The following is an 18,962-nucleotide window of genomic DNA, read 5'->3' as shown; positions in this document are numbered from 1 at the left end:
CGCGCGCCGATCCCGGACGAATCCGGATGTAATCTGCTCATTCGTGTTGGGGAGCTAGGGGGCGAACATGAGCACAGTGGATCCAATCGCGGAGCGCCGCGCGAAGCGGCTCCGTCGCGCCGGCCTGCCGAGGGTTCTCGCCGGTGCTGTCGTGGCCGGGATCGCTCAGCTGGGCGCCGCCGTCTGCTTCGGCCTGGCAATTGGCGGCGTCGTCGAGATGTTGCGCAGCGGCGTCACCAACAGCATCTTCGCCGACCAGGATCCGATGGCCGACGGCTTCCTGGGGGTCGCCACGATGCCGGTGCTGTTCATCGTCGGCACGTTCGGTCTGATCGTGTTCGCCGCCACCACCAGACACCTGGTCGACCTCTATCGCGGCGGCGAGAAGCAGCCCGTCCTGCAGACACCGGCCACGCTCTGGGCGATCGCGGCCGGAGTCGCACTGTCCGCGCGGAGCTGGAGCGATCCGCTCGCCGTCGGGACCAAGGCCGACCCGGTCTTCCATCAGGACAAGTCCTGGAGCACCTTCGGCTGGGTCATGTACCGCGCCGACATCTGGCTCCCGGCCCTCGCGGTCGTGATCGCCGTACTGATGTCTCTCTATGCGGTCAAGCACAACCGCCGTCTGCGTGCCCAGATCGCCGATCGCAACCGGCTGCTGACCGCGGGCCGTCAGGTTCCCGGCCAGATCACCAACGTCGCCGTCCGCACCTCGCAGAACGATCAGGGCCAGCGCTCGGTCGTCGGCGCCGAGGTCGTCGTCAAGTTCACCGACCTGCAAGGGACGGAGCGCTGGGTCACGCGCCAGGCTCAGGACCGTTCCGCCGTCCCCACCACGGACGCCGCCGTGGTCCTGTTCGACCCACAGCGTCCCGACGCGGATGACCTGATCTTCGTCTCCTTCACTCCCGACCCGCTGCCCGGAGACTGGATAGGCACCATCGCCTGACGCAGGCAACCCTCCCGCCGTTGCCGGCGAGAGGGTTGCGAGTGGCTGCGGGGGATCAGCCGAGGGTGAGGGTGACGCCGTAGTACTGGGCCGCGTCGACGACCGGCTGGTAGAAGGAGTACGAGCCGGTGGCGTTGCTGCCCTGGTTCCAGCCACAGTCGTGGCCGTCGTTCGGGCCGCCCGACGTCATGCCCTGGGCGGTGGTGCCGGAGATGTAGGCACCACCCGAGTCGCCGCCCTCGGTGCAGACGGTCGAACGGGCCAGGCCGCTGGTGCGGGTGACAGTGCCGCCTGCGCCGCCGTAGTTGACGGTCAGGTTGTACTGCGAGATCGTGCCGCAGGTCCAGCCGGTGGTGTTACCGGCCTTGCAGATGGTCGAGCCGACCGGAGCCTTCGACGACCCGGTGACCCGGGTGGTCTGGCCGTTGCGGTTGTCGATGTAGCCACGGCCGACGTTGTTGCTGTCGATGTCCATCAGACCCATGTCGACGCTCGGCGAACCGGTACGGAACCGGCTGGCGACACCCTTACCGAGGCGGACACCCGAGCGGTTCTGCACCATCGGGTTGCCCTCGACACAGTGGCCGGCGCTGAGCATCACGTTGTCGCTGCCGTTGCGGGTACCGGAGAAGCCGAGCGAGCAGTTCGTGCCCGGCACCAGGTCCATGATCTGACCGCCGATCACATCGGCCGTCATCGACAGCGTGGTGTTGTTCGTGCTCACGTCGACACCCGGGATCGCCTTCAACTGCTTGACCAGGGCAACAGTCTTGGCCGACTGCTTCCCCGGCTGGAGGACGACCTGCAGGCGGTCGGTCGGCAGATCGGCGCCGATCGACTGCACCTGCAGCGAGCCCGACTTGTCGGCCAGCGCCTGGACCTGCGTCTGCAGCTTGGCCAGGGCCTTCTCACCACGGGCGACCGACCGCGGAACCAGGCCGCGCTCACGGGCCACCTGCGCGGCCTTGGCCGAGTGCACGTTCACGACGAGCTGACGGTCGGCGTTGAAGAACGCTCCGTCGAGACCGGCCTTCTTCACCGTCTCGAACGCAGCAGCCTTGGTGTGCTCACCATCGAGCCGAACCTTGGCCTCGGCCGGGCTGACACCCCAGCTCTTGCCGAGGACGTCGTACACACCGTCGGCCGGGGCGGGGACCGGCGCGCTGGTCGCGGTCTGGATCGGCGCGATGGCGGCGGCACCGAGTCCGAGCGCGAGAACAGCACCAGCGAGGGATTTACGGGGGCGGGGCGGGAAGCGCATAGGTCACATCCGATTCCTCTGGGGCGGCCTGCCTCAAGGCCGCGATTTTGGGAATCGTTGTCGGTAACGCCATGACCTAACAAGACCGCACCCAGACCCGCAGGGTCGCACAAGGGAAAGCCTTCGGTTCACCCTCCGTCCACCACCCGTCGACCGAGGGTGAACACCCGTTGAACAATCCATCCCAAGGGTCCCCACACAGGGGAGCCTCCGCCCGGGGAAGCGGCCTCAGCGCGCCCGGCGGCCTAGGAAGGCGGCGACGCGGTCGAGGTCGGTGGGGTTTTCGGGGGTGGGTTGCACTGCGGCGAGGGATCCGCCGGTGGTTCGGGGGAGGTCGCCGTAGATTTCTTGTACGACGGGGAGGGCGGCGCGGGCGAGGTCGGGCAGGAGGTCGCGGTTGTGGCCGAGGGCGGTTGCTAGGTCCCAGCCGTGGATGAGGAGTTCGACGAGCAACTGCTCGACCACGCGACGGCCGGGGGCGGGGCCGAAGGAACGCTCGAGTAGGCCCGGCTGCTGGAAGGCCTCGCGAGCGTTGGCGGCGGCAGTCTCGAAGGCGGTGATGTGGTCGTCGCCGAGGTGGTCGTCGGTGTGGCCGCCTGCTGGGGGAGTGCCTTGAGCCAGGCCGCCCCAGATGAGGTTCTCCCACACGAGATGGTCGAGCAGATCTCGGACGGTCCAGTCCTCGCAGGGCGTCGGCAGGCCGAACTGATCCGGCGTGGCCGCGCGAACGAGTACGCCGACACTGTCCTGGACCCGTGCAAACGCCTCCAGAACACCACCCGGCCAAGGATCTGTGTCGTCCGTGTAGAGCGCTTCGAGCCGGGCATCGCGTGCACCGGGTGACGGATTGGCCCGCAGAGCGGTGGTGAGCCACTGTCCCTCCGCCGCAATCCCGGCCGGTGCGGGACGGTCACCGAGAATGCAGAGCAACTGCCAGAACCGCTCGACGGCGGGCTCGGACGCTGCGGTGAGCTGCTCGTGCAAGAGTTTGCGCGCTTCAGCGCCATCCGTCATCACAGCGGGGTCGACGTTCGCGCGGCTCGGCAGCCAGTCGCCCACGATCTCCGCGACGACCTTGTCAGCAGCGGGTGAGTCCGCCGCGGCGCCGGCGCGGATCGCGTCGCGCACGTGTCCGACCCAGCTGTCAGTGAGTTCGCGCATCTCCGCCACCGCGGCATCGTCCTGCGCGCCTTGACCAGGACGAGCGGCGTACTGCGCGATGCGTTGCATGGCAGGACCCACCTCCCCGTCGGCAATCAGCTCGCCCAGCGCCAACCACGCCTCGACCTGCTCATCAGTGGGATCGTCCGGAAGCTCGGCACCCGCCGCGAGAAGACCCTCACGGAAGTGCGGTACCTCCAGATCCCCGAGGGTCTCGGTCAGAAAATCGTGGACCAGTTTGCGACGCTCGTCCGGGGACAGTTGCGCGGTGCGGGTCATCAGAGCAAGTCCTTCGTGAGTTGTCCGACGGGTGACAGTGCGCAGGACGGCCTGATGGGTCCGCAGTCGCCGGATCTGCGCCTCCAGAGCCTCGACGTGGGCGGCGGCAACCTCACTGAGCCCGTCCTCGCGATCGAGGGCGGCCCGGATTTCACCCAGTCCCATCCCCAGATCCCGCAGAGTCCGGGCCAGCCGCAGCCGGGCCACCCCAGCGGTGTCGTACCGGCGGTACCCGCCAGCCGTCCGGCCCACCGGAACCACAACGCCGACATCCGACCAGTGCCTGATCACCTTCACCGGCAGCCCGGTCTGCCGGGCCACAGCGCCGATACTCCACGTACTCATACGCTCCACTCTCGACTCTCCCTTCGTAGGAGAGTCAAGCCGAGGTAGTGGAAACTCCACCACCACTGAGGTGTCAGCATGGCTGTCTTCTCGGTTGACTGCCCGTTGACTTGGAGCATGAGCCAGCAGACCGGCATGGTGCGGACCCGGATCCACGACATCGATGCTCTGCGCGGGTTCGCCCTCCTCGGCATCCTGATCGCGAACATCACGTACGCCGCCTCCGGATTCCCGATCCACCTCGCCGACGACCCGTCGTACGGCTCAGGTCTTGACCACGCCGTCCGCTGGCTCGGCCACGCCTTGGTGGACCTGAAGTTCTATCTGCTGTTCTCGTTCCTGTTCGGCTACAGCTTCCAGCTCCAGATCGAGGCCGCGCAGCGGGCCGGCGCACAGTTCAGGCCGCGGATGCTCCGGCGGCTCGGCGGACTGTTCGTGATCGGCGCGCTGCACGCGATCTTCCTGATCACCGGCGACATCCTCACCGTGTACGCGCTGATCGGTCTGGTCCTGCTGGCGATGCGCGGCGTGCGGGACAAGACCGCTCTGGTCACCGCCGCCGGAATCTACGGCTACCTGTTCGTCACGCTCGGAGCAGCAGTGCTGTTCATCGACACCTCGGCACTGCTCGACCCGGCCGCGGCAGTGGCTGCCGCACAGCAGACCACGACGAACCTTGGCGGCTCGTTCGGGGACGTGATCGGTGAACACCTCCGAGCCCTGCCGACGTTCGGCCTCGCCCAGCTCACGGTTCAAGGACCGACCACCCTGGCCGTGATGCTGCTTGGGATGGTCGCCGGCCGGCGCCGCTTGCTCGCCGGCCTGACCGGCCGGGAACCCGTCCTGCGCAAGATCCAGCTCGTCGGATTTCCCGTCGGCCTACTCGGCAGCATCGGCTACGCCGCAGGCGGCAACGGCAACACCCTCAGCGTCCTGATCGGCGTCATGACCGCCCCGCTGCTGTCAGCCGCGTACGCCGCAACCCTGATCCGGCTGATGCATTCGGACGCCGGCCGTCAGGTGGGCAGCCTCCTGGCCCCGGCCGGGCGAATGGCCCTGTCCAACTATCTGGGCCAATCACTGGCGACCCTGCTGATCTTCACCGGCGTCGGTCTCGGCCTGGTCGGGGAGGTGTCTCCACTGGAGACCTTCACCTTCGCGATCACCATCTTCCTGGCCCAGCTCACGATCAGCCACTGGTGGATGTCGCGCTGCGCCTACGGACCGGTCGAAGGCATCCTCCGAGCAGTCACCAACGCCACCCCACCGACCTGGCGCCGGCCCTCGTCCTGACCCGAGGCTAGGGTCGGTGGCATGTTGCTGTTATCGGATCAGGGGTGTTCGACATTCCGGTGGTCGACTGCGGTGAGGCTCTGGTGGACGTGCGGGAACTACCGGAGTTGGCGCTGGATCGCCGCCAGGAGGACCCCGCCGGGGCCTGGGCACGGTTGCGGGTGGGAGTCGCGGAGCGGCTGGTGCGGGCTCAGGCTGCACTGCCGACAGGCGTCCAGCTCCTGGTTGTCGAGGGGCATCGACCGGTCGCGTTGCAGCAGCACTACTTCGACGACCATCGCGCCGAGCTGGCACAGGCTCATCCTGACTGGACACCTGACGTGGTGTTCACCGAGGCCAGCAAACACGTCTCACCACCGGCTGTTGCTCCCCACCCCTGTGGCGCCGCCGTCGACCTGACCCTGACCAAGGACGGCATCGAACTCGACATGGGCAGCCCGATCAACGCGACCCCCGAGGCCAGCGCGGGCGCGTGCTTCACAGCTGCCGACAACATCACCGCCGAAGCACGCGAGTGGCGCTCCGTTCTCGGCTCGGCGCTGACTGAGGCCGGTCTCGTCAACTACGAACCCGAGTGGTGGCACTGGTCCTACGGCGACCGCTACTGGGCCGCAGTCACCAACTCGCCCAACGCGCTGTACGCACCGCTCTAGTCAGCGTTCCAGGTCCGCCACAACTTGCCGTAGACGCCGCCCGCTTCAACCAGCTCGTCGTGCGTACCCAGCTCGACGAGCTCGCCGGCTTCCATGACCGCGATCCGGTCGGCGTCATGCGCGGTCTGCAGACGGTGAGCGATCGCGATCACCGTCCGGCCACGCAGTACGGCGGCCAAGGACTGCTCGGTCTGCCGCGCGGTCCTGGGATCCAGCAGTGAGGTCGCCTCGTCCAGGATCAGCGTGTGGGGATCGGCCAGCACGACCCGGGCAAGCGACAGTTGCTGAGCACTCGCATCGGCAAGATCGGCGTCGACTCCGATCACCGTGTCCAGACCGTCGGGCAGATCCTCCAGCCACTCCGCACCGACCGCGGCCAGCGCGTCGTACAACTCCTGATCGGTCGCGTCCGGCTTGGCGATCAGCAGGTTGTCGCGCAGCGAGTCATGGAAGACATGATGATCTTGAGTAATCAGTACGACGTGCTCGCGCAGCTCGTCCGGTGGCAGATCCGCAACCGGCCTGCCGCCGATCGTGACCGAGCCGGTGTGTGGCCGATCGAGCCCGGCCAGCAGTCGCGCGAGCGTCGACTTCCCAGCTCCTGACGTACCAACAATCGCCAGGCGTTCCCCAGGCTGTACCAGCAGATCGATGCCCCGCAGTACGTCGCGCGCCCCCGTGTAGCTGAAGTGAGCATCCGTCACGCGGATCCGATCACCGTGATCGCCACCGCGCTGAGTCGACGCGGGCTCCGCGGCCGGGATGTCCGCGAGCCCCTCGACGCGAGCGTACGACGCACCGGCACCCTGCAACTGCTCGATCCAGAGCATCAAGGTGTCGAGCGGTCCGACGAGCTGACGCAGATAAACAGTCGCCGTCACCACGACCCCGAGGCTGACCAGGTCGTTCGCATACAGCGCGCCCCCGACCAGCAGCACTCCCACCACCGGTACGCCGAGAGCAATCTCAGACCACGGGAACAGCACCGATCGCAACCACAGCGCTCCCAACCGCGCGGACCGGGACTCCGCAATCGCAGCCTCGGAGACCTCGTGCCGACGCTCCTCCAAACCGAGCAGCTCGATCGTCCGAGCCCCCTTGGCCGTGCTCGCGACGACATCGGCCACCTCCGCCCCAGTTGCCGCGACGGCCAAGTACACCGGCCGCGCGCGACGCATGTACCAGCGCACAGCCCCACCGACCCCGAGCAGACAGACGAGCCCGCACAGCCCGAGCCGCACGTCCAGGACGAGCACCGCAACCACCAGAAACAGCGCATGAACGGTCGCCACCAGCACCTCGGGCACCGCCGACCGCAACGTCGTGGCGACCAGCGACGCGTCGGTACTCCCACGCGCGATCAGATCACCGGCGGGCAGATGATCCGCCACCCGCGGCGGCAGCGCCAACGTCCGCTGCAGAAACCGCTCCCGAACCCGAGCCGCCGTCCGTTCCCCGAACCGGTACCCGATCTTCAGCGCCCACCACGCCAGCACAGTCTGTACGACGGTGAACAGCAGCGCGCCGAACGCCAGCCGGTCAACCGCGCTGAGCACATCCCCGGTACCGGCCTGAATCGTGTCGATGATGCGGCCGAGCAGCCACGGACCGATCAACCCGGCCGCCGCCGCGAGCCCGTTGACCACGACCACCCCGACCACGGCCCAACGATCCGCGCCCAGGTCGCGGAGCGCCGCCGTACGGACCTCGGACCGGCTTGCCACCGGCAACTGCCTGTTCATCGGCCGTCCTGAGCACGCGACACGAGCTCGCGGTAGGTGGAATCGGTATGCAGAAGCTCCGAGTGTTTCCCGACTGCCGCCACCTTGCCGTCGACCAGAACGATGACCTCGTCGGCTCGGTCGAGCACGAGCGGCGACATCGTCGTGATCACGGTCGTCGTACCCTGCCTGGCCTCGCGGAGGCGATCGATCATCGCCGCCTCGGTGTTGGCGTCGACCGCGGACGTCGGGTCGACAGCGAGCAGAATGTCGGGGGAGGCGTAGACAGCACGCGCGAGCCGGACCCGCTGCCGCTGCCCACCGGACAGATCGGACCCACCGGCCGCGAGCACCGCATCCAGACCATCGGGCAGTGCCTCGACGACGTCCTCGGCAACCGCGACCCGGAGCGCCGCATGGATCCGGCTGTCGTCGGGCTCGAGGCGGCCCGCGACGATCTCCCGGACGGTGCCGGCGAACACCTCGGCGTCGTTGTCGGCGACAACCAATCGACTCCGTAGCTCGGCGCGAGCGACCGCATCGATCCGCACACCTGCCCACGTCACCTCCGTCTCAGCACCTACCCGGCCGAGCCGCTCGATCACCGAGATCGCCTCCGAGGTCCGCACAGCGACCAGCGCCGTCAGCAGACCGGGGCGAACAACGACTCCCGAATCCGGATCGCTCAGTGGACCAGAGCCGTGGGGGAGTGGACCACCATCGCGCTCGTCGTCGCGAGCAACCGGCAGGTTGAGCAGGTCGATGATCCGCTGCCCGGAGACCCGGGCCCGCGCGATGTCGCCACCGCCCTCGATGAAGTTCGACACGGGGACCACCAGGACGGCGACGTACCCGTAGACGGCGACGACCTCGCCGAGCGTGATCACCCCGGTCGCAGCCATCCGTGCCGACAACCACACGACCGCGGCCAGGAACAACGCGGGCAGTCCCGTCGACAACGCTCCAACCCAACTGGCTGGTACGGCGACCTTGTACCCACGTCGCACCAGTCGCTGCGACTGCTCGTCGTACCGGTCGGCCATGAACTGCTTCCCACCCAAACCGTTGAGAACCTTCAGGCCGGCAGTACGTCGATCAGCCGGGTCGTCAACCGTCCTTGGTGCACCCGGTACTCGCCGCCCGTGCGTTCGATCCGGTGCAAGAACGGGCCGACGGCAACCACCAGCAGCGGGACGCCGGCCAGTACCACCGCGGCCAGCAAGGGTGAAGTCGCGAAGAGGATGACCGCGACAACGGCGTACGTGATGATCGCACCGACGCCAGGGCCGGTGACGGTCAGCGCCATCGCGACAATGTGCACATCGGCAATGCCGACGGTCACGATCTCGCCCGCGCTCACCCGGCGCGCCAGCGACGCGCCGAGCCGCGAGGTGTGCCAGACCGTGGCCCGCACCGAACGGAACGAGGCATCCATCCGGATCTTCGTCATCGTGCGATGCCGCGCGATCGCCAGGAACGCGATCAGCACGCTGGTCGCGAGCAGAACCAGAGCCCATTTGACGAGTGCGCCTGGATCTCTCCCGACGAGTCCTTCGTCGACCGCTCGCGACAGCACCCACGGCGGTACGGCGAGGCCGACCATCCAGACCGTGCCGAGGAACACACCCAGAGCAACCCGTCGCGCCTGCGATCGGGTCAGCCAGAACAGGAACCGGAACGGCCCGGCCAGATCCTTCGCCGTCGGCGGCGCCCACGTATCGGTCGTCTTGTCCAACCACTCGCGCAGGCCCGCCATACCGCAGATCCTTTCAGCATCAACTGGGGGAGAGCAGACCGCGGTGCTCGCGGACCCACTCGATCTCCTCCTGCTCTCGCTCAAGCGCACCATCGAGGACCCACGTCCGTTGCGGCTCCTGCCCACTCTCCGCCAACCGCTTCATCAGATCGCGCGTCGCTTCCAGCCGCGCGATCACTGCGTCAACAACATCGAAAATCGGCAGATCGCCGTACGCGTCAAGGAAGACCTCGATGCGGTGACGCCGGTCGGGCACCTCGGGAAAGTGGTGCCATTTGAGAGCGAACTCGTCGCAGCGGAGCGGCACGAACCAGCGCAACGCGTACGCGATGTCATCGACACGCGGACCAGGATGGAGATAGTCCCAGTCGATCAGGCCGATCGCGGTGTTGTCGTCCCAGACGAAATTCCACGGGCCGGGATCACCGTGGCAGTAGACGAGGTCGTCGGCCGCGACCGCGTTCGCTTCCCAGACGGCGTCGTACGGCGGGGTCCAGCCCTGACTGGCGTCGTGGAGCTTGCGCAGCAGGCGCGCGGCCGAGGCCAGCCCTTCGTCGGTGTGCTGGCGATACCACGCATCGCCGCCGCTGGCTCCCGGGAGATAGCGCAGAGTCTCGACGTTGCCGTCCAGGGAGACCGGCTCGGCAACGCAATCGAGGCCTTGGGAACGCAGGAACCGCAGGAAGTGCTGCACGGTCGCGGCCGCCGTACCGGCTGGACGCGTCACCAGACCATCGGCGATGACCACCGGCCGCGCTTCGGTATTGGCCGCCATGGCCCGCGCCACCGCCTCGAATGCGTCACTCATGTGCGCACCCTTGCCCGCTGGCCGGTGCGGACGCAACTCAATTGCCGGACGCATGTAACTGGTAAAGGCTGGGTATTGGGTTACTACGTTCCACCGGAAGGAGAGATCGTGAAGACGGCTGCGAAGACGAGGCATCTCTACCGCGAGGTGGGTGGGGTGCGGGTGCACTACCGCGAGGCGGGCGTGCCCGGATCCACGGCTGTGGTTCTCGTGCACGGGTTTCCGAGTTCGTCGTACTCGTTCCGTGGCGTGCTGCCGCTGATCGGTGAGCACGCGTATGTGATCGCGCCCGATCTGCCGGGGTCCGGATTCACCGAGGCGCCGGCGGACTTCGAGTACACCTTCGAGCGGCAGTCGCAGGTGCTGGAGGCGTTGCTCGCCGAGCTGGGTGTCGAGAAGTACGTGCTGTACGTGACCGACTACGGTACGCCGACCGGTTACCTGATGGCGATGCGCGATCCGGGCCGGGTGCGCGGTCTCGTCGTACAGAACGGCAACACGCACGAGGCCGGGCTGACGGTCGAGTGGGAGGCGGTGAAGCGGTACTGGGCGGAACCCACCGCGGAGAACAAAGCGGCGCTCGCCGACTGGATGAACTTCGAGGGCACGCGCGATCAGTACATCGGCGGGCTACCGGCCGAGCTCCAGGACCGGCATCCGACGGAGTCGTGGCACCTGGACTGGGATCGGTTGTCGCGGCCGGGCATGATCGACGCCCAATGGCAGCTGTTCGTCGACTACCAGCACCACGTCGCCCGCTTCGACGAGATCGTTGCCTACCACAAGCAATGGCAGCCGCCGTGCCTGGTGGTCTGGGGCCGGCACGATCCGTACTTCGACATCGCCGAGGTACTGGCCTACCAGCAGGACCTGGACACGGTGGACATCCACATCTACGACGGCGGTCACCACCTGCTGGAGACGCACTCCGCTGAGGTCGCCGAGCACATCATCACGTTCGTCGGCAACCTATGACAACCTGGATCGACGAGCACTTCATCGCCGGTGACGTCGCGCTCGACTTCGCCAACACGGTCTTCCGCCGTACGCCGGAACGGGGGAGTGACCTGCTCGACAGCACCGAGTCGTTGGCGGGCTGGTTCGCCCACGCGGGCCTTCCCGCCGGTGGCACCTTGGCCGAGGCGAGGGAGTTACGCAGCCTGTTCTGGCAGATCTTCGACGCGCAGTCCAAGGGTGACGATCTGCCGATAGATGCTCTGGGCAACCTGTTGCTGACCTGCCGGAGTGATGCTGTCAAGGTCGACGCCGACGGCATCCCATCAGCCCTGACCAGCGCGGGCGCGCTGCCCGCGCTGGCTCTGCACGGTCTGAGGCTCGCACTGAAACCACCGAGTCGACCGGTCCGCACCTGCGATCGCTGCGGCTGGTTCTTCCTCGACACGTCCCGCGGCCGCCGGCGGCGCTGGTGCAGCATGCAGACCTGCGGCAACCAGGCCAAGGCCGAGCGCTACCGCACCAACCACTGACCGAGCCCCCGGTCGCCTTGCGTGGCGATCAACGGGACAGGCAAGCTTCCTCCGGGGACGCTCCGGCCCGGTGAGTCGTTGGTGGGAGGAGCGAGTCACGTGGAGGAGACCCCGTTCTCCTATTTCTGGCACGAGGGATGGTGAGCAGGTGCGAGAAGGTTCGTTTGCGCCCGGGATGATGATCCGGATCTCGGCTGAGCCGGCGGACGCCCGGGTGGTGGGGACGCGTCCCGGCCGGATCGTCGTCGACTGGCCCTGGAACCGGAGTGATCCGGGCTCACCACATCCGTGGCCGGGGACAGTTGAGTTTCCGGTGGATCCGACCGCCTACGCGTGGCGGAACACTCCGTGGCGGGTCGAACCAGAGCCGGAGACGCTCGAGGTCGGGGGCAGCTGCATGATCGGGATACCGCCGTTCGTCGCACGAGTGCGCGCCGTCATCGGCTATGACCCCGTCTTCGAGTACGGAATCCTGCCTCGTCCGGAACTGGTGGTCGGGGCGGTCGACGTCGCTTACGAGGGTGACGATGAGGCGGGCTTCACGATCTACCTCGGGACCGAGGAGCCCCTGGAAGTCGAGGCCGTGCCCGAGCGCAACCACTAACCGAGCACCCTGCCGACGGCGTGCAGCGCGTAGTTCGCGAGCGCCGGGTTCGTGTCCTTGTGCAACGCCAGCACAATCACCGCCTGGGACAGCACGCGCCCGCGCCCGCGGAGCCACATCGCGTCGTCCACGTCGAGCGCCGTACGGAAATCGTCGTGGACGTTCGCGGGCAGCAGGTGCCATACGGGGAACAGGTCGCACGCCGGATCGCCGACACCGCACGTCTCGAAGTCGAGCACCGCGGTCAGCCGGCCCTCCGCCGACACGAGCAAGTTGCCCGGCGTCAGGTCCGAGTGCACCCACACCTCGCGCCCGTCGTACGGCGCCGCGAGCGACTCCTCCCACGACGCCATTGCCGCGCGAGTGTCGATCAGGCCGTCCAGCTCGGCGATCGCCTTCCGTGTCGAGGCGTCCAGCGAGACCATCGGAGCACGCGTACGGCGCTCGCCCAGATACACCGGCGCCCGGTCCGGCAGGTCGATCCGCCGGAACGCGTCAACGAACGCCGCGAGGTCCATCGTCAGCCCGCGTGGATCGGCGAGCGCGTCGGGGGAGGGGTGCGTACCGGTGAGCCAGCGCTGGACGGACCACGTTCCTGGGTACGCGTCGGTGGGTGAGCCGATCGCCTCGACAGATGGGACGGCGACAGGCAGGAACGGCGCGAGTGCCTCGAGCTTTGCCTGCTCCCGGTGGACTATGTCGGCGGTCGAAGGGCGGCGCGGCAACCGTACGGACAGGTCGGAACCGAGGCGGTAGACCGCGTTCACCAAGCCGCTGGAGTCGACGGGCTCCAGCGGCAACGCCGCCCACCGCGGGAACTGAGCAGTCAGCAACTCGCGGACAAGCGGCGTACCGACCGGCGTTTGGTTGCTCACTGTCCGCCGAAAAGGATCAGGTTGCCGTCCTGATCCCGAACGACGAACTGGTGGGCACCCCAGGGTTGACGCTTCAGTGTCTGCTGGAACTCGACACCAGCGGCGACGTACTCGCTGTAGAGCGCTTTGACGTTCTCGACAGTGATCGTCGCCGCCAGCAGCTGGTCATCTTCTCGCACGGTGCCCTTGAAGACGGGGGCGTCGACGTGACGGAGATTGAGGCTGACGTGGTCGCGGCGTACCTGACCGTAGAACGGGGGATCGCCGTGGGTGAATCCCACAGTGAAACCCAGCTTGTCCTGGAAGAACGCGCACGCTGCTTTGATGTCGGAGACGAACAGTTGTGGTTCGGCCTCGGTGAGGACGGGCTTCGTGGCGTTGGGGACGGGTCCTGCGGTTGCCTGGGTCATCTGGGCTACTCCTGACTTGAACCTGGCCCATGTTTCGAAACCGGCTTCGCGAGCGAGCAGAAGCTGAGCGTCGGCAAGCACAAAGCGCTGCGCAAGGATCTGCTCATCGCTCAGGCCGTGGTACCGCGGCAACGCGGCACGGATCCGTGCCGCCACGGCATAGTTCTGCTGCTGGTGCCATCGCACCAGTTGCCTGGCCTGCTTCCGCAAGTTCTCAACGTTGGTCATGGGCGCATTCGAATAGTTGCGAGGTGGGCATAGCCCCTTCGGCGAGTGCCGGCGCGCCCTCAGTCAGCAACACCCGTATCGTGCCGTCCGGCGTCACTCACTGTCAAGGAGGATAAAACCATTGGTGCCCGGCTCGCTGCGCTGATGGACTGACGTCCCACCGTGAGTCTGCCGCGTGACGGAGGGGAATGGTTGTGACGGACTACGACGTGCTTGCCGACGTGTACGAATGGCTCATCTCGGAGGCAAAGTTGCCTCCGGCCCAGTTCGCTGCGTCGTTCGATGACGTCCTCAGCCTGCTGCCGTCGAACGCTCACGTCCTCGACTGCTCGTGCGGAACCGGACAGCTGGCAGTCGGCCTCGCCGGTCGTGGCCTGCAGGTTGTCGCAACTGACGCCAGCGAAGCGATGGTTCGCCGGACTGCAGAGCTGTCCGAGGAGTTCGGGGCATCCGTCCGGACCTTGCAGGCGAACTGGGCAGAGTTGCCCGACCATTTCGAGGACAACACATTCGACATGGTGTTCTGCGTCGGCAACTCGCTTCACCATGCCGCGGGCGCGACAGGCAGGGGAGTCGCCCTGGAGTCGATGTCACGGCTTCTGCGCCCTGGCGGGCGCTTGGTCCTCACATCCCGCACCTGGGAACTCGTGCGGGCCAGAGGTTCCCGGCTCGACATCGGTGACCGACTCGTCCGCCGGAACGGCCGCGATGCCGTTGTGGTCTACCGCTGGGAGATTGCGCCGCAGTGGGAGGACGAGCACCACATCGAGATTGCGATCGCGCAAGTCGATGCGACTGGATCGGTTCTTGTCCGCTCAGAACTGCTGTCCTGCTGGCCCTACCGATACGAGGAACTCGAAGCCGAACTGCACAAGGTCGGACTCCGGACGGAAGTGAGCACGTTCGACCTTGAGGCTGAGAACTACATGGTGGTCGCGAGCAAGGTGCAGACCCGCTAGTTGACATAATGTCGCTTATCGGCGCTTACCGGAAGGGGTGAAACAGGCGCTGAGCACTAACATCTCCGGTATGGCAACGCGGCTTGTACAGATCAACATGAAGGCTCAGGACGACGCAGCGCTCGGCGCTTTCTGGGCGGAAGCGCTCGGCTGGGACGTCTCCAGCGAAGGCCCCGGCGTGACCAACCTCGAACCTCAGGGTTTCGTCTACCCGGATCCCGTCGCCGTCGTTGTCGACCTCATCGTCTCTCCGGAACCCAAGACGGTGAAGAACCGCGTCCACCTCGACCTCGCCACCAACTCGGCGGCTCATCAGGCCGAGCTGGTCGCCCGTCTGAAGGATCTCGGCGCAACCCTGGCCGACATCGGCCAGGGCGACGTCCCATGGGTGGTCATGGCTGACCCAGAGGGCAACGAGTTCTGCGTACTGGACTCGCTGTACCAGGAAACCGGACCGATCGCCACGGTCGTGGTCGACTGCGCGGACCCACGAGCCATGGCCCGTTTCTGGAGCGAGGCCACGGACTGGACCCTGCACAAGGTCACCGATCACAACGCCGTACTGCGCTCCGCCAAGGACGTCGGCCCGTATCTGCAGTTCCTCCGCACACCGGACGTGAAAACCGTCTGGAACCGAGTCCACCTGGACGTCCGCCCCTACCCAGGCGCCGACCTGGAAGCAGAGGCGTCCAGACTCCAAACTCTCGGCGCCTCCCCCATCGCCCTCGACGTCCCGTGGAAAGTCCTCGCCGACCCAGAAGGCAACGAGTTCTGCCTCCTCACCCCAGCCTGACCCCGGCATGCAGTACCCGTTGACGATCGAGCGACAGAACGCCGTACTGGACGGGCTGACCTCCATCTGTGGGCGGCGACCGGTCGTCGTCGATGCGCAGCAGGTCGGTCACGACTGGGCACCTGTCACTCGGCTGGTGTTCGACCGTGAATTGACCGGTCTGGGCACCGATCCAGCTGAAGGCCCACGACGGACAGTCATCGTCAAAACCAGGCGAGTCGACGGCGAAGGGCACGGCGGACCGGCCTACCTGCGGCGAGAGGCCGCCGGGCTGCGCACCGCGCTCGTCAGCAACGTGGCCGCACGCGTGATCCTGACCGACGACCAGGCCGGCATCGTCGTCCAGTCAGACCTCGGCCCGTGGCCAACTCTGGAGACAGTGCTGCTCGGCACCGACCCCGAGCTGGCAACCGCCGCAATGGTGGGCTTCGCGCAAACCATAGGACGACTCCACGCCAACACGCTGGGCAGTCGCAGCGAGCACGAGGCGGCGCTGGCAGCGTTCGGCTCCGCGGATGTCACGTCCGGCGCAGGAGCAGGAACAGGAGGCGTCCGCCGATGGCATGTCGTCGAACAGGCCTGCGCAGAGCTGGGATTCCCAGACGCCAGCATCGCACGGGATGACATCGACTTCGTCCGCTCACAGCTGGAGGCACCAGGCCAGTACGCCGCCCTCGTGCACAACGACCTCAACCCGACGAACGCCCTGGTCACTGACCGAGGCATCCGGCTGATCGACTTCGAAGGCTCTGGTTTCGGGCACATGGGTTTCGACGCCTCGTTCCTGCACTACCCCTTCCCACACCACAGCGCGAACTGGTCCGTACTACCAGAACCGATCACCCAAGCCGCCGACCACGCCTACCGCAAGACGCTCGGTGCAGACGCGTTGCAGGGTTACGACGAGATGCTCGCAGTCGGTGCGGCAGCAGCACTCGCCAGTAGGGTGACTCGCCTACCGGTCATCGCCCGAACCGACCAGAATCCCCAGGACAGCTGGCGCCGTCGTGCCCAGCTCGTCCAGCAGATCGGGGTATTCAGCCGACTGACCGATCGCGCCGGCAGCCTGCCGGACTTGGCGCGCTGGTTCCGCGAACTGGCCGACGCCATGACCGAACGCTGGACCGACGCCACCAATCCCCCACCAAGCCTGTTTCCCGCCTTCGCGGACCACGACTAGCGAGCCGGGTCTGCGCTGGCTGATCAGGCGTCGCGGCATAGGTCGACGATGAGCTGGCCGGGGCCACGGAGGTAGGCGGCTTCGGTGCCCCAGTCGGTCCGTAGTGGGCCGGCGAGCAGTTCTGCGCCTGCATCGACTGCGCGACTCACGGCCGTCTCGACGTCGTCGACGTACTGGTGAAGGATCACGCCGTCCAGCTTGCCCTACGGGACCATGGCGTCGCGGGAAAGCATCACGCGGAGGCCTCCGGTGTCCAGCTCGCCGAAGTTCGGGTCGTCCGAAAGGACGCGCCACCCGTAGGCCGCGGACAGCATCTGCGTCGCCGCCGATACGTCGTCCACCTGAAGGTCGATCGCCTGCACAGCCATGCCCGAGCCCCTTCGTTGACCCTTTCGAATCAGCACAGTACTCCCCCGGTAGATCGAACTCGTGTGCCTGTGTTGCCGTTGACAGGGGTGCCTGGGCTCGGCAAGGATCGGGGCACGGCGTTGCCGACGCCGAGCCTCCTGAGGACCTGCCCCAGCCGGGATCTCGAGAAGGCGAAGGGGATTCTGCCCTCAAGGCTGTTGTCGTCCAGGCCTGTTTCGAGTGCCGCTTCGCTGGGGGAATCGGGCATATCGAGGAGGCTTGTCATGACCAAAGAGGGCAGTTTCAAGCGCGCAGTGCGCCAGCGGGCAGAAGCGACCGGATTGCGGTACACCGAGGCCCGCGCCGCGTTGGAGAAGGGCCGTACGTCGCCCTTTGCGCGCACTCGCCCCGTCGACTTCGCGGAGCTGAGAGCGCACCTCGAGACGCGCTACGGCATCAGCATCACGTCGATCGCACCCATCGACGACGACCCGGAGACGCGGCCGATCGGCTCCTGGATCGGTCACTACCCCTGGACGCTGGTCGTCAAGCGAGCGGACGGCCCGCCCTGGATCGCTCGGGTCTTCTCGTCGGCAGCGGACACGGTCGGCCGCGTCGAGGGCGATGCGGAGATCCTGCAGTTCCTGGCCTTGCACGACTTCCCTGCCGAACGGCCCGCGCACGAGAGTCCCGTGTCGGTGTTCGAGGGAAGCGGCGTGATCGTGACCCAGTACGTCGAGGGCGGTCGCCCGGCCCAGTCGCCAGCGGTGCTCCACGAGCTGGCAAGCCTGCTCGGCCGGCTGCATAGCCTGCCCGCGGCCGGCGGTGCGGTCGCGCGGGACGGAGGGGCGGAGGAGCACGACGGCGCCTTCTTCGCGGGACGACCGAAGCAGGATCTGGCGGCGGCGATGAGCTTTCTGGTGAGCGTCGAGGACGCCGTCGCTCCCGAGGGTCGCGAGCTGTTCGAGTTGCTCCGCGACAAGGTCGAGCACACCGACGACGCGGAAGGCCTGCCCGAGGCGTTCACCCACAGCAACTACCACGCCTGGGCAGCCGTCGGCACGCCGGGCAACCTCTCCATCGTCGGCTGGGCAGGATCCGGCCGCGGCCCCCGCCTATCCGCCCTCGCCTGGCTGCTGACAACCGCAGGCGAGGGCAACGATGACGGCATCGACGCAGTCGCCCGCGCATACCGCGAACACATCCAGCTCACCAACGAAGAGCTCGACCGACTCCCCGGCGTACTGGCCATGCGCCCACTATGGCTGGGGTGCCTCGACTACCGGCAGTCAGCCCGCAACGGTTCAACCCCGCCCATGAACGAAGGCTGGATCGGCTGGGCCACAAACCCCGACCACGCCCAACGAATAGCCACCCGAGCAATCGAGTCCCTGCAAGCCTGACCCCCACAGTTCGGCGAGGCGCCCGCGCCTAGAGTGCCGCCATGGTTGCCAGGATTCCGATCGCGGTTGCTCTGCTTGTGCGTGACGGTCTTGTGCTCCTGGTGCATCGGCACCCGTCGCGTCGGTGGTATCCCGACTGCTGGAGCTTCTCGGCCGGCGGACATGTCGAGTTGGGTGAGTTGCCTCATCAGGCCGTCGGTCGGGAGTGCGTCGAAGAACTCGGTGTCCACGTCCACGACCCGTTACCCATCCCGATGACGGTCAGCGACCCGACCCTCGACGTACACGCATTCCTCGTCACACGCTGGGACGGCGAACCTGTCAACGCCGCACCCGAGGAGCACGACGATCTGTGCTGGTTCCGGCCTGGTGATCTCGCGGACTTGAAGATGGCCCACCCGGAGAGCCTGTCGAGCATCCTGAGCGCCGTCCAGGCAGCAACCGGCTAG

20 protein-coding genes and 1 pseudogene are annotated in these 18,962 nt (G+C 67.1%); 11 read left to right on the top strand and 10 right to left on the bottom strand.

The annotated features are described in order from the left end of the window. The first annotated feature begins 67 nt into the window (after window positions 1–67). On the top strand, window positions 68–949 hold the full coding sequence (locus ACFCV3_RS22610; protein ID WP_376032774.1) for a hypothetical protein: 882 nt from the start codon (window positions 68–70) through the stop codon (window positions 947–949). 55 nt (window positions 950–1,004) lie between these two features. On the opposite strand, the gene ACFCV3_RS22605 is transcribed toward ACFCV3_RS22610, so the two are convergent. Next, window positions 1,005–2,210, bottom strand: a complete 1,206-nt coding sequence (locus tag ACFCV3_RS22605; protein ID WP_376032772.1) for a S1 family peptidase — start codon at window positions 2,208–2,210, stop codon at window positions 1,005–1,007. A gap of 228 nt (window positions 2,211–2,438) precedes the next feature. Beyond that, complete coding sequence (locus tag ACFCV3_RS22600) at window positions 2,439–3,995, bottom strand: TIGR03086 family metal-binding protein (RefSeq protein ID WP_376032771.1); 1,557 nt, start codon at window positions 3,993–3,995, stop codon at window positions 2,439–2,441. Window positions 3,996–4,112: 117 nt separating this feature from the next. On the opposite strand from ACFCV3_RS22600, the gene ACFCV3_RS22595 reads away from it, so the two are divergent. Both ACFCV3_RS22595 and ACFCV3_RS22590 read left to right on the top strand, forming a co-directional pair. Then, on the top strand, window positions 4,113–5,288 hold the full coding sequence (locus ACFCV3_RS22595) for a DUF418 domain-containing protein (protein ID WP_376032770.1): 1,176 nt from the start codon (window positions 4,113–4,115) through the stop codon (window positions 5,286–5,288). Window positions 5,289–5,332: 44 nt separating this feature from the next. Then, window positions 5,333–5,941, top strand: a complete 609-nt coding sequence (locus ACFCV3_RS22590; protein WP_376032768.1) for a M15 family metallopeptidase — start codon at window positions 5,333–5,335, stop codon at window positions 5,939–5,941. Here ACFCV3_RS22590 and ACFCV3_RS22585 read toward each other — a convergent pair. From ACFCV3_RS22585 to ACFCV3_RS22570, 4 genes and pseudogenes are all read right to left on the bottom strand, one after another. Beyond that, window positions 5,938–7,683 (bottom strand): ABC transporter ATP-binding protein, encoded by a 1,746-nt coding sequence (locus ACFCV3_RS22585; RefSeq protein WP_376032767.1) that lies wholly within the window; start codon window positions 7,681–7,683, stop codon window positions 5,938–5,940. The genes ACFCV3_RS22590 and ACFCV3_RS22585 overlap by 4 nt on opposite strands. Beyond that, window positions 7,680–8,564 carry an ATP-binding cassette domain-containing protein gene (locus tag ACFCV3_RS22580; RefSeq protein ID WP_376033329.1) on the bottom strand — a complete coding sequence of 295 codons (885 nt, stop codon included), beginning with the start codon at window positions 8,562–8,564 and terminating at the stop codon, window positions 7,680–7,682. The genes ACFCV3_RS22585 and ACFCV3_RS22580 overlap by 4 nt, the downstream gene beginning before the upstream one ends. Further along, window positions 8,547–9,265: pseudogene (locus ACFCV3_RS22575) on the bottom strand (ABC transporter transmembrane domain-containing protein); the annotation flags it as partial. The pseudogene ACFCV3_RS22575 and the gene ACFCV3_RS22580, both read right to left, overlap by 18 nt. 172 nt (window positions 9,266–9,437) lie before the next feature. Then, window positions 9,438–10,226, bottom strand: a complete 789-nt coding sequence (locus ACFCV3_RS22570) for a phosphotransferase (protein ID WP_376032765.1) — start codon at window positions 10,224–10,226, stop codon at window positions 9,438–9,440. A gap of 108 nt (window positions 10,227–10,334) precedes the next feature. Between ACFCV3_RS22570 and ACFCV3_RS22565 the strand changes: the two genes are divergently transcribed. The 3 genes from ACFCV3_RS22565 to ACFCV3_RS22555 all read left to right on the top strand — a co-directional run bounded on the left by ACFCV3_RS22565 (window position 10,335) and on the right by ACFCV3_RS22555 (window position 12,317). Beyond that, the gene (locus ACFCV3_RS22565) at window positions 10,335–11,201 is read left to right on the top strand and encodes an alpha/beta fold hydrolase (RefSeq protein WP_376032763.1); all 867 of its coding nucleotides are present in this window, start codon (window positions 10,335–10,337) and stop codon (window positions 11,199–11,201) included. Further along, window positions 11,198–11,713 carry a CGNR zinc finger domain-containing protein gene (locus ACFCV3_RS22560; RefSeq protein ID WP_376032761.1) on the top strand — a complete coding sequence of 172 codons (516 nt, stop codon included), beginning with the start codon at window positions 11,198–11,200 and terminating at the stop codon, window positions 11,711–11,713. The genes ACFCV3_RS22565 and ACFCV3_RS22560 overlap by 4 nt, the downstream gene beginning before the upstream one ends. Window positions 11,714–11,861: 148 nt before the next feature. After that, window positions 11,862–12,317 (top strand): hypothetical protein, encoded by a 456-nt coding sequence (locus ACFCV3_RS22555; protein WP_376032759.1) that lies wholly within the window; start codon window positions 11,862–11,864, stop codon window positions 12,315–12,317. On the opposite strand, the gene ACFCV3_RS22550 is transcribed toward ACFCV3_RS22555, so the two are convergent. Then, complete coding sequence (locus ACFCV3_RS22550; protein WP_376032757.1) at window positions 12,314–13,192, bottom strand: aminoglycoside phosphotransferase family protein; 879 nt, start codon at window positions 13,190–13,192, stop codon at window positions 12,314–12,316. The genes ACFCV3_RS22555 and ACFCV3_RS22550 overlap by 4 nt on opposite strands. Then, complete coding sequence (locus ACFCV3_RS22545; RefSeq protein WP_376032755.1) at window positions 13,189–13,830, bottom strand: bleomycin resistance protein; 642 nt, start codon at window positions 13,828–13,830, stop codon at window positions 13,189–13,191. Before ACFCV3_RS22545 ends, ACFCV3_RS22550 begins: the two co-directional genes overlap by 4 nt. A 194-nt stretch (window positions 13,831–14,024) precedes the next feature. Here ACFCV3_RS22545 and ACFCV3_RS22540 point away from each other — a divergent pair, with 194 nt between their 5' ends. The 3 genes from ACFCV3_RS22540 to ACFCV3_RS22530 all read left to right on the top strand — a co-directional run bounded on the left by ACFCV3_RS22540 (window position 14,025) and on the right by ACFCV3_RS22530 (window position 16,762). Beyond that, complete coding sequence (locus ACFCV3_RS22540; protein WP_376032753.1) at window positions 14,025–14,789, top strand: class I SAM-dependent methyltransferase; 765 nt, start codon at window positions 14,025–14,027, stop codon at window positions 14,787–14,789. Between the two features lie 70 nt (window positions 14,790–14,859). Then, window positions 14,860–15,582, top strand: coding sequence for a VOC family protein (locus ACFCV3_RS22535; RefSeq protein ID WP_376032751.1), 723 nt, complete (start codon window positions 14,860–14,862; stop codon window positions 15,580–15,582). Between the two features lie 7 nt (window positions 15,583–15,589). Beyond that, complete coding sequence (locus tag ACFCV3_RS22530) at window positions 15,590–16,762, top strand: phosphotransferase family protein (protein ID WP_376032748.1); 1,173 nt, start codon at window positions 15,590–15,592, stop codon at window positions 16,760–16,762. Between the two features lie 23 nt (window positions 16,763–16,785). On the opposite strand, the gene ACFCV3_RS22525 is transcribed toward ACFCV3_RS22530, so the two are convergent. Beyond that, window positions 16,786–16,950: a hypothetical protein gene (locus tag ACFCV3_RS22525; RefSeq protein WP_376032747.1), complete on the bottom strand. Its 165-nt coding sequence runs from the start codon at window positions 16,948–16,950 to the stop codon at window positions 16,786–16,788. A 15-nt stretch (window positions 16,951–16,965) separates the two neighbouring features. Beyond that, on the bottom strand, window positions 16,966–17,130 hold the full coding sequence (locus ACFCV3_RS22520; RefSeq protein ID WP_376032745.1) for a hypothetical protein: 165 nt from the start codon (window positions 17,128–17,130) through the stop codon (window positions 16,966–16,968). A 264-nt stretch (window positions 17,131–17,394) separates the two neighbouring features. Between ACFCV3_RS22520 and ACFCV3_RS22515 the strand changes: the two genes are divergently transcribed. Both ACFCV3_RS22515 and ACFCV3_RS22510 read left to right on the top strand, forming a co-directional pair. Beyond that, window positions 17,395–18,513 carry a phosphotransferase enzyme family protein gene (locus ACFCV3_RS22515; protein WP_376032743.1) on the top strand — a complete coding sequence of 373 codons (1,119 nt, stop codon included), beginning with the start codon at window positions 17,395–17,397 and terminating at the stop codon, window positions 18,511–18,513. Window positions 18,514–18,554: 41 nt separating this feature from the next. Continuing rightward, a complete protein-coding gene (locus ACFCV3_RS22510; protein WP_376032741.1) occupies window positions 18,555–18,962 on the top strand; it encodes an NUDIX domain-containing protein in 408 nt (135 codons plus the stop codon).

The organism is Kribbella sp. NPDC056345 (assembly GCF_042262745.1).
Taxonomy (GTDB): domain Bacteria; phylum Actinomycetota; class Actinomycetes; order Propionibacteriales; family Kribbellaceae; genus Kribbella.
Note: the sequence above shows the minus strand (reverse complement) of the source record. Positions and strands in the feature narration are given on the sequence as shown.

Coding starts and splice junctions, on each gene's coding strand:
- ACFCV3_RS22610 (WP_376032774.1), top strand. CDS start 68: ATGAGCACAGTGGATCCAATCGCGGAGCGCCGCGCGAAGCGGCTCCGT.
- ACFCV3_RS22605 (WP_376032772.1), bottom strand. CDS start 2,210: ATGCGCTTCCCGCCCCGCCCCCGTAAATCCCTCGCTGGTGCTGTTCTC.
- ACFCV3_RS22600 (WP_376032771.1), bottom strand. CDS start 3,995: ATGAGTACGTGGAGTATCGGCGCTGTGGCCCGGCAGACCGGGCTGCCG.
- ACFCV3_RS22595 (WP_376032770.1), top strand. CDS start 4,113: ATGAGCCAGCAGACCGGCATGGTGCGGACCCGGATCCACGACATCGAT.
- ACFCV3_RS22585 (WP_376032767.1), bottom strand. CDS start 7,683: ATGAACAGGCAGTTGCCGGTGGCAAGCCGGTCCGAGGTCCGTACGGCG.
- ACFCV3_RS22580 (WP_376033329.1), bottom strand. CDS start 8,564: ATGGCTGCGACCGGGGTGATCACGCTCGGCGAGGTCGTCGCCGTCTAC.
- ACFCV3_RS22570 (WP_376032765.1), bottom strand. CDS start 10,226: ATGAGTGACGCATTCGAGGCGGTGGCGCGGGCCATGGCGGCCAATACC.
- ACFCV3_RS22560 (WP_376032761.1), top strand. CDS start 11,198: ATGACAACCTGGATCGACGAGCACTTCATCGCCGGTGACGTCGCGCTC.
- ACFCV3_RS22545 (WP_376032755.1), bottom strand. CDS start 13,830: ATGACCAACGTTGAGAACTTGCGGAAGCAGGCCAGGCAACTGGTGCGA.
- ACFCV3_RS22535 (WP_376032751.1), top strand. CDS start 14,860: ATGGCAACGCGGCTTGTACAGATCAACATGAAGGCTCAGGACGACGCA.
- ACFCV3_RS22530 (WP_376032748.1), top strand. CDS start 15,590: ATGCAGTACCCGTTGACGATCGAGCGACAGAACGCCGTACTGGACGGG.
- ACFCV3_RS22520 (WP_376032745.1), bottom strand. CDS start 17,130: ATGGCTGTGCAGGCGATCGACCTTCAGGTGGACGACGTATCGGCGGCG.
- ACFCV3_RS22515 (WP_376032743.1), top strand. CDS start 17,395: ATGACCAAAGAGGGCAGTTTCAAGCGCGCAGTGCGCCAGCGGGCAGAA.
- ACFCV3_RS22510 (WP_376032741.1), top strand. CDS start 18,555: ATGGTTGCCAGGATTCCGATCGCGGTTGCTCTGCTTGTGCGTGACGGT.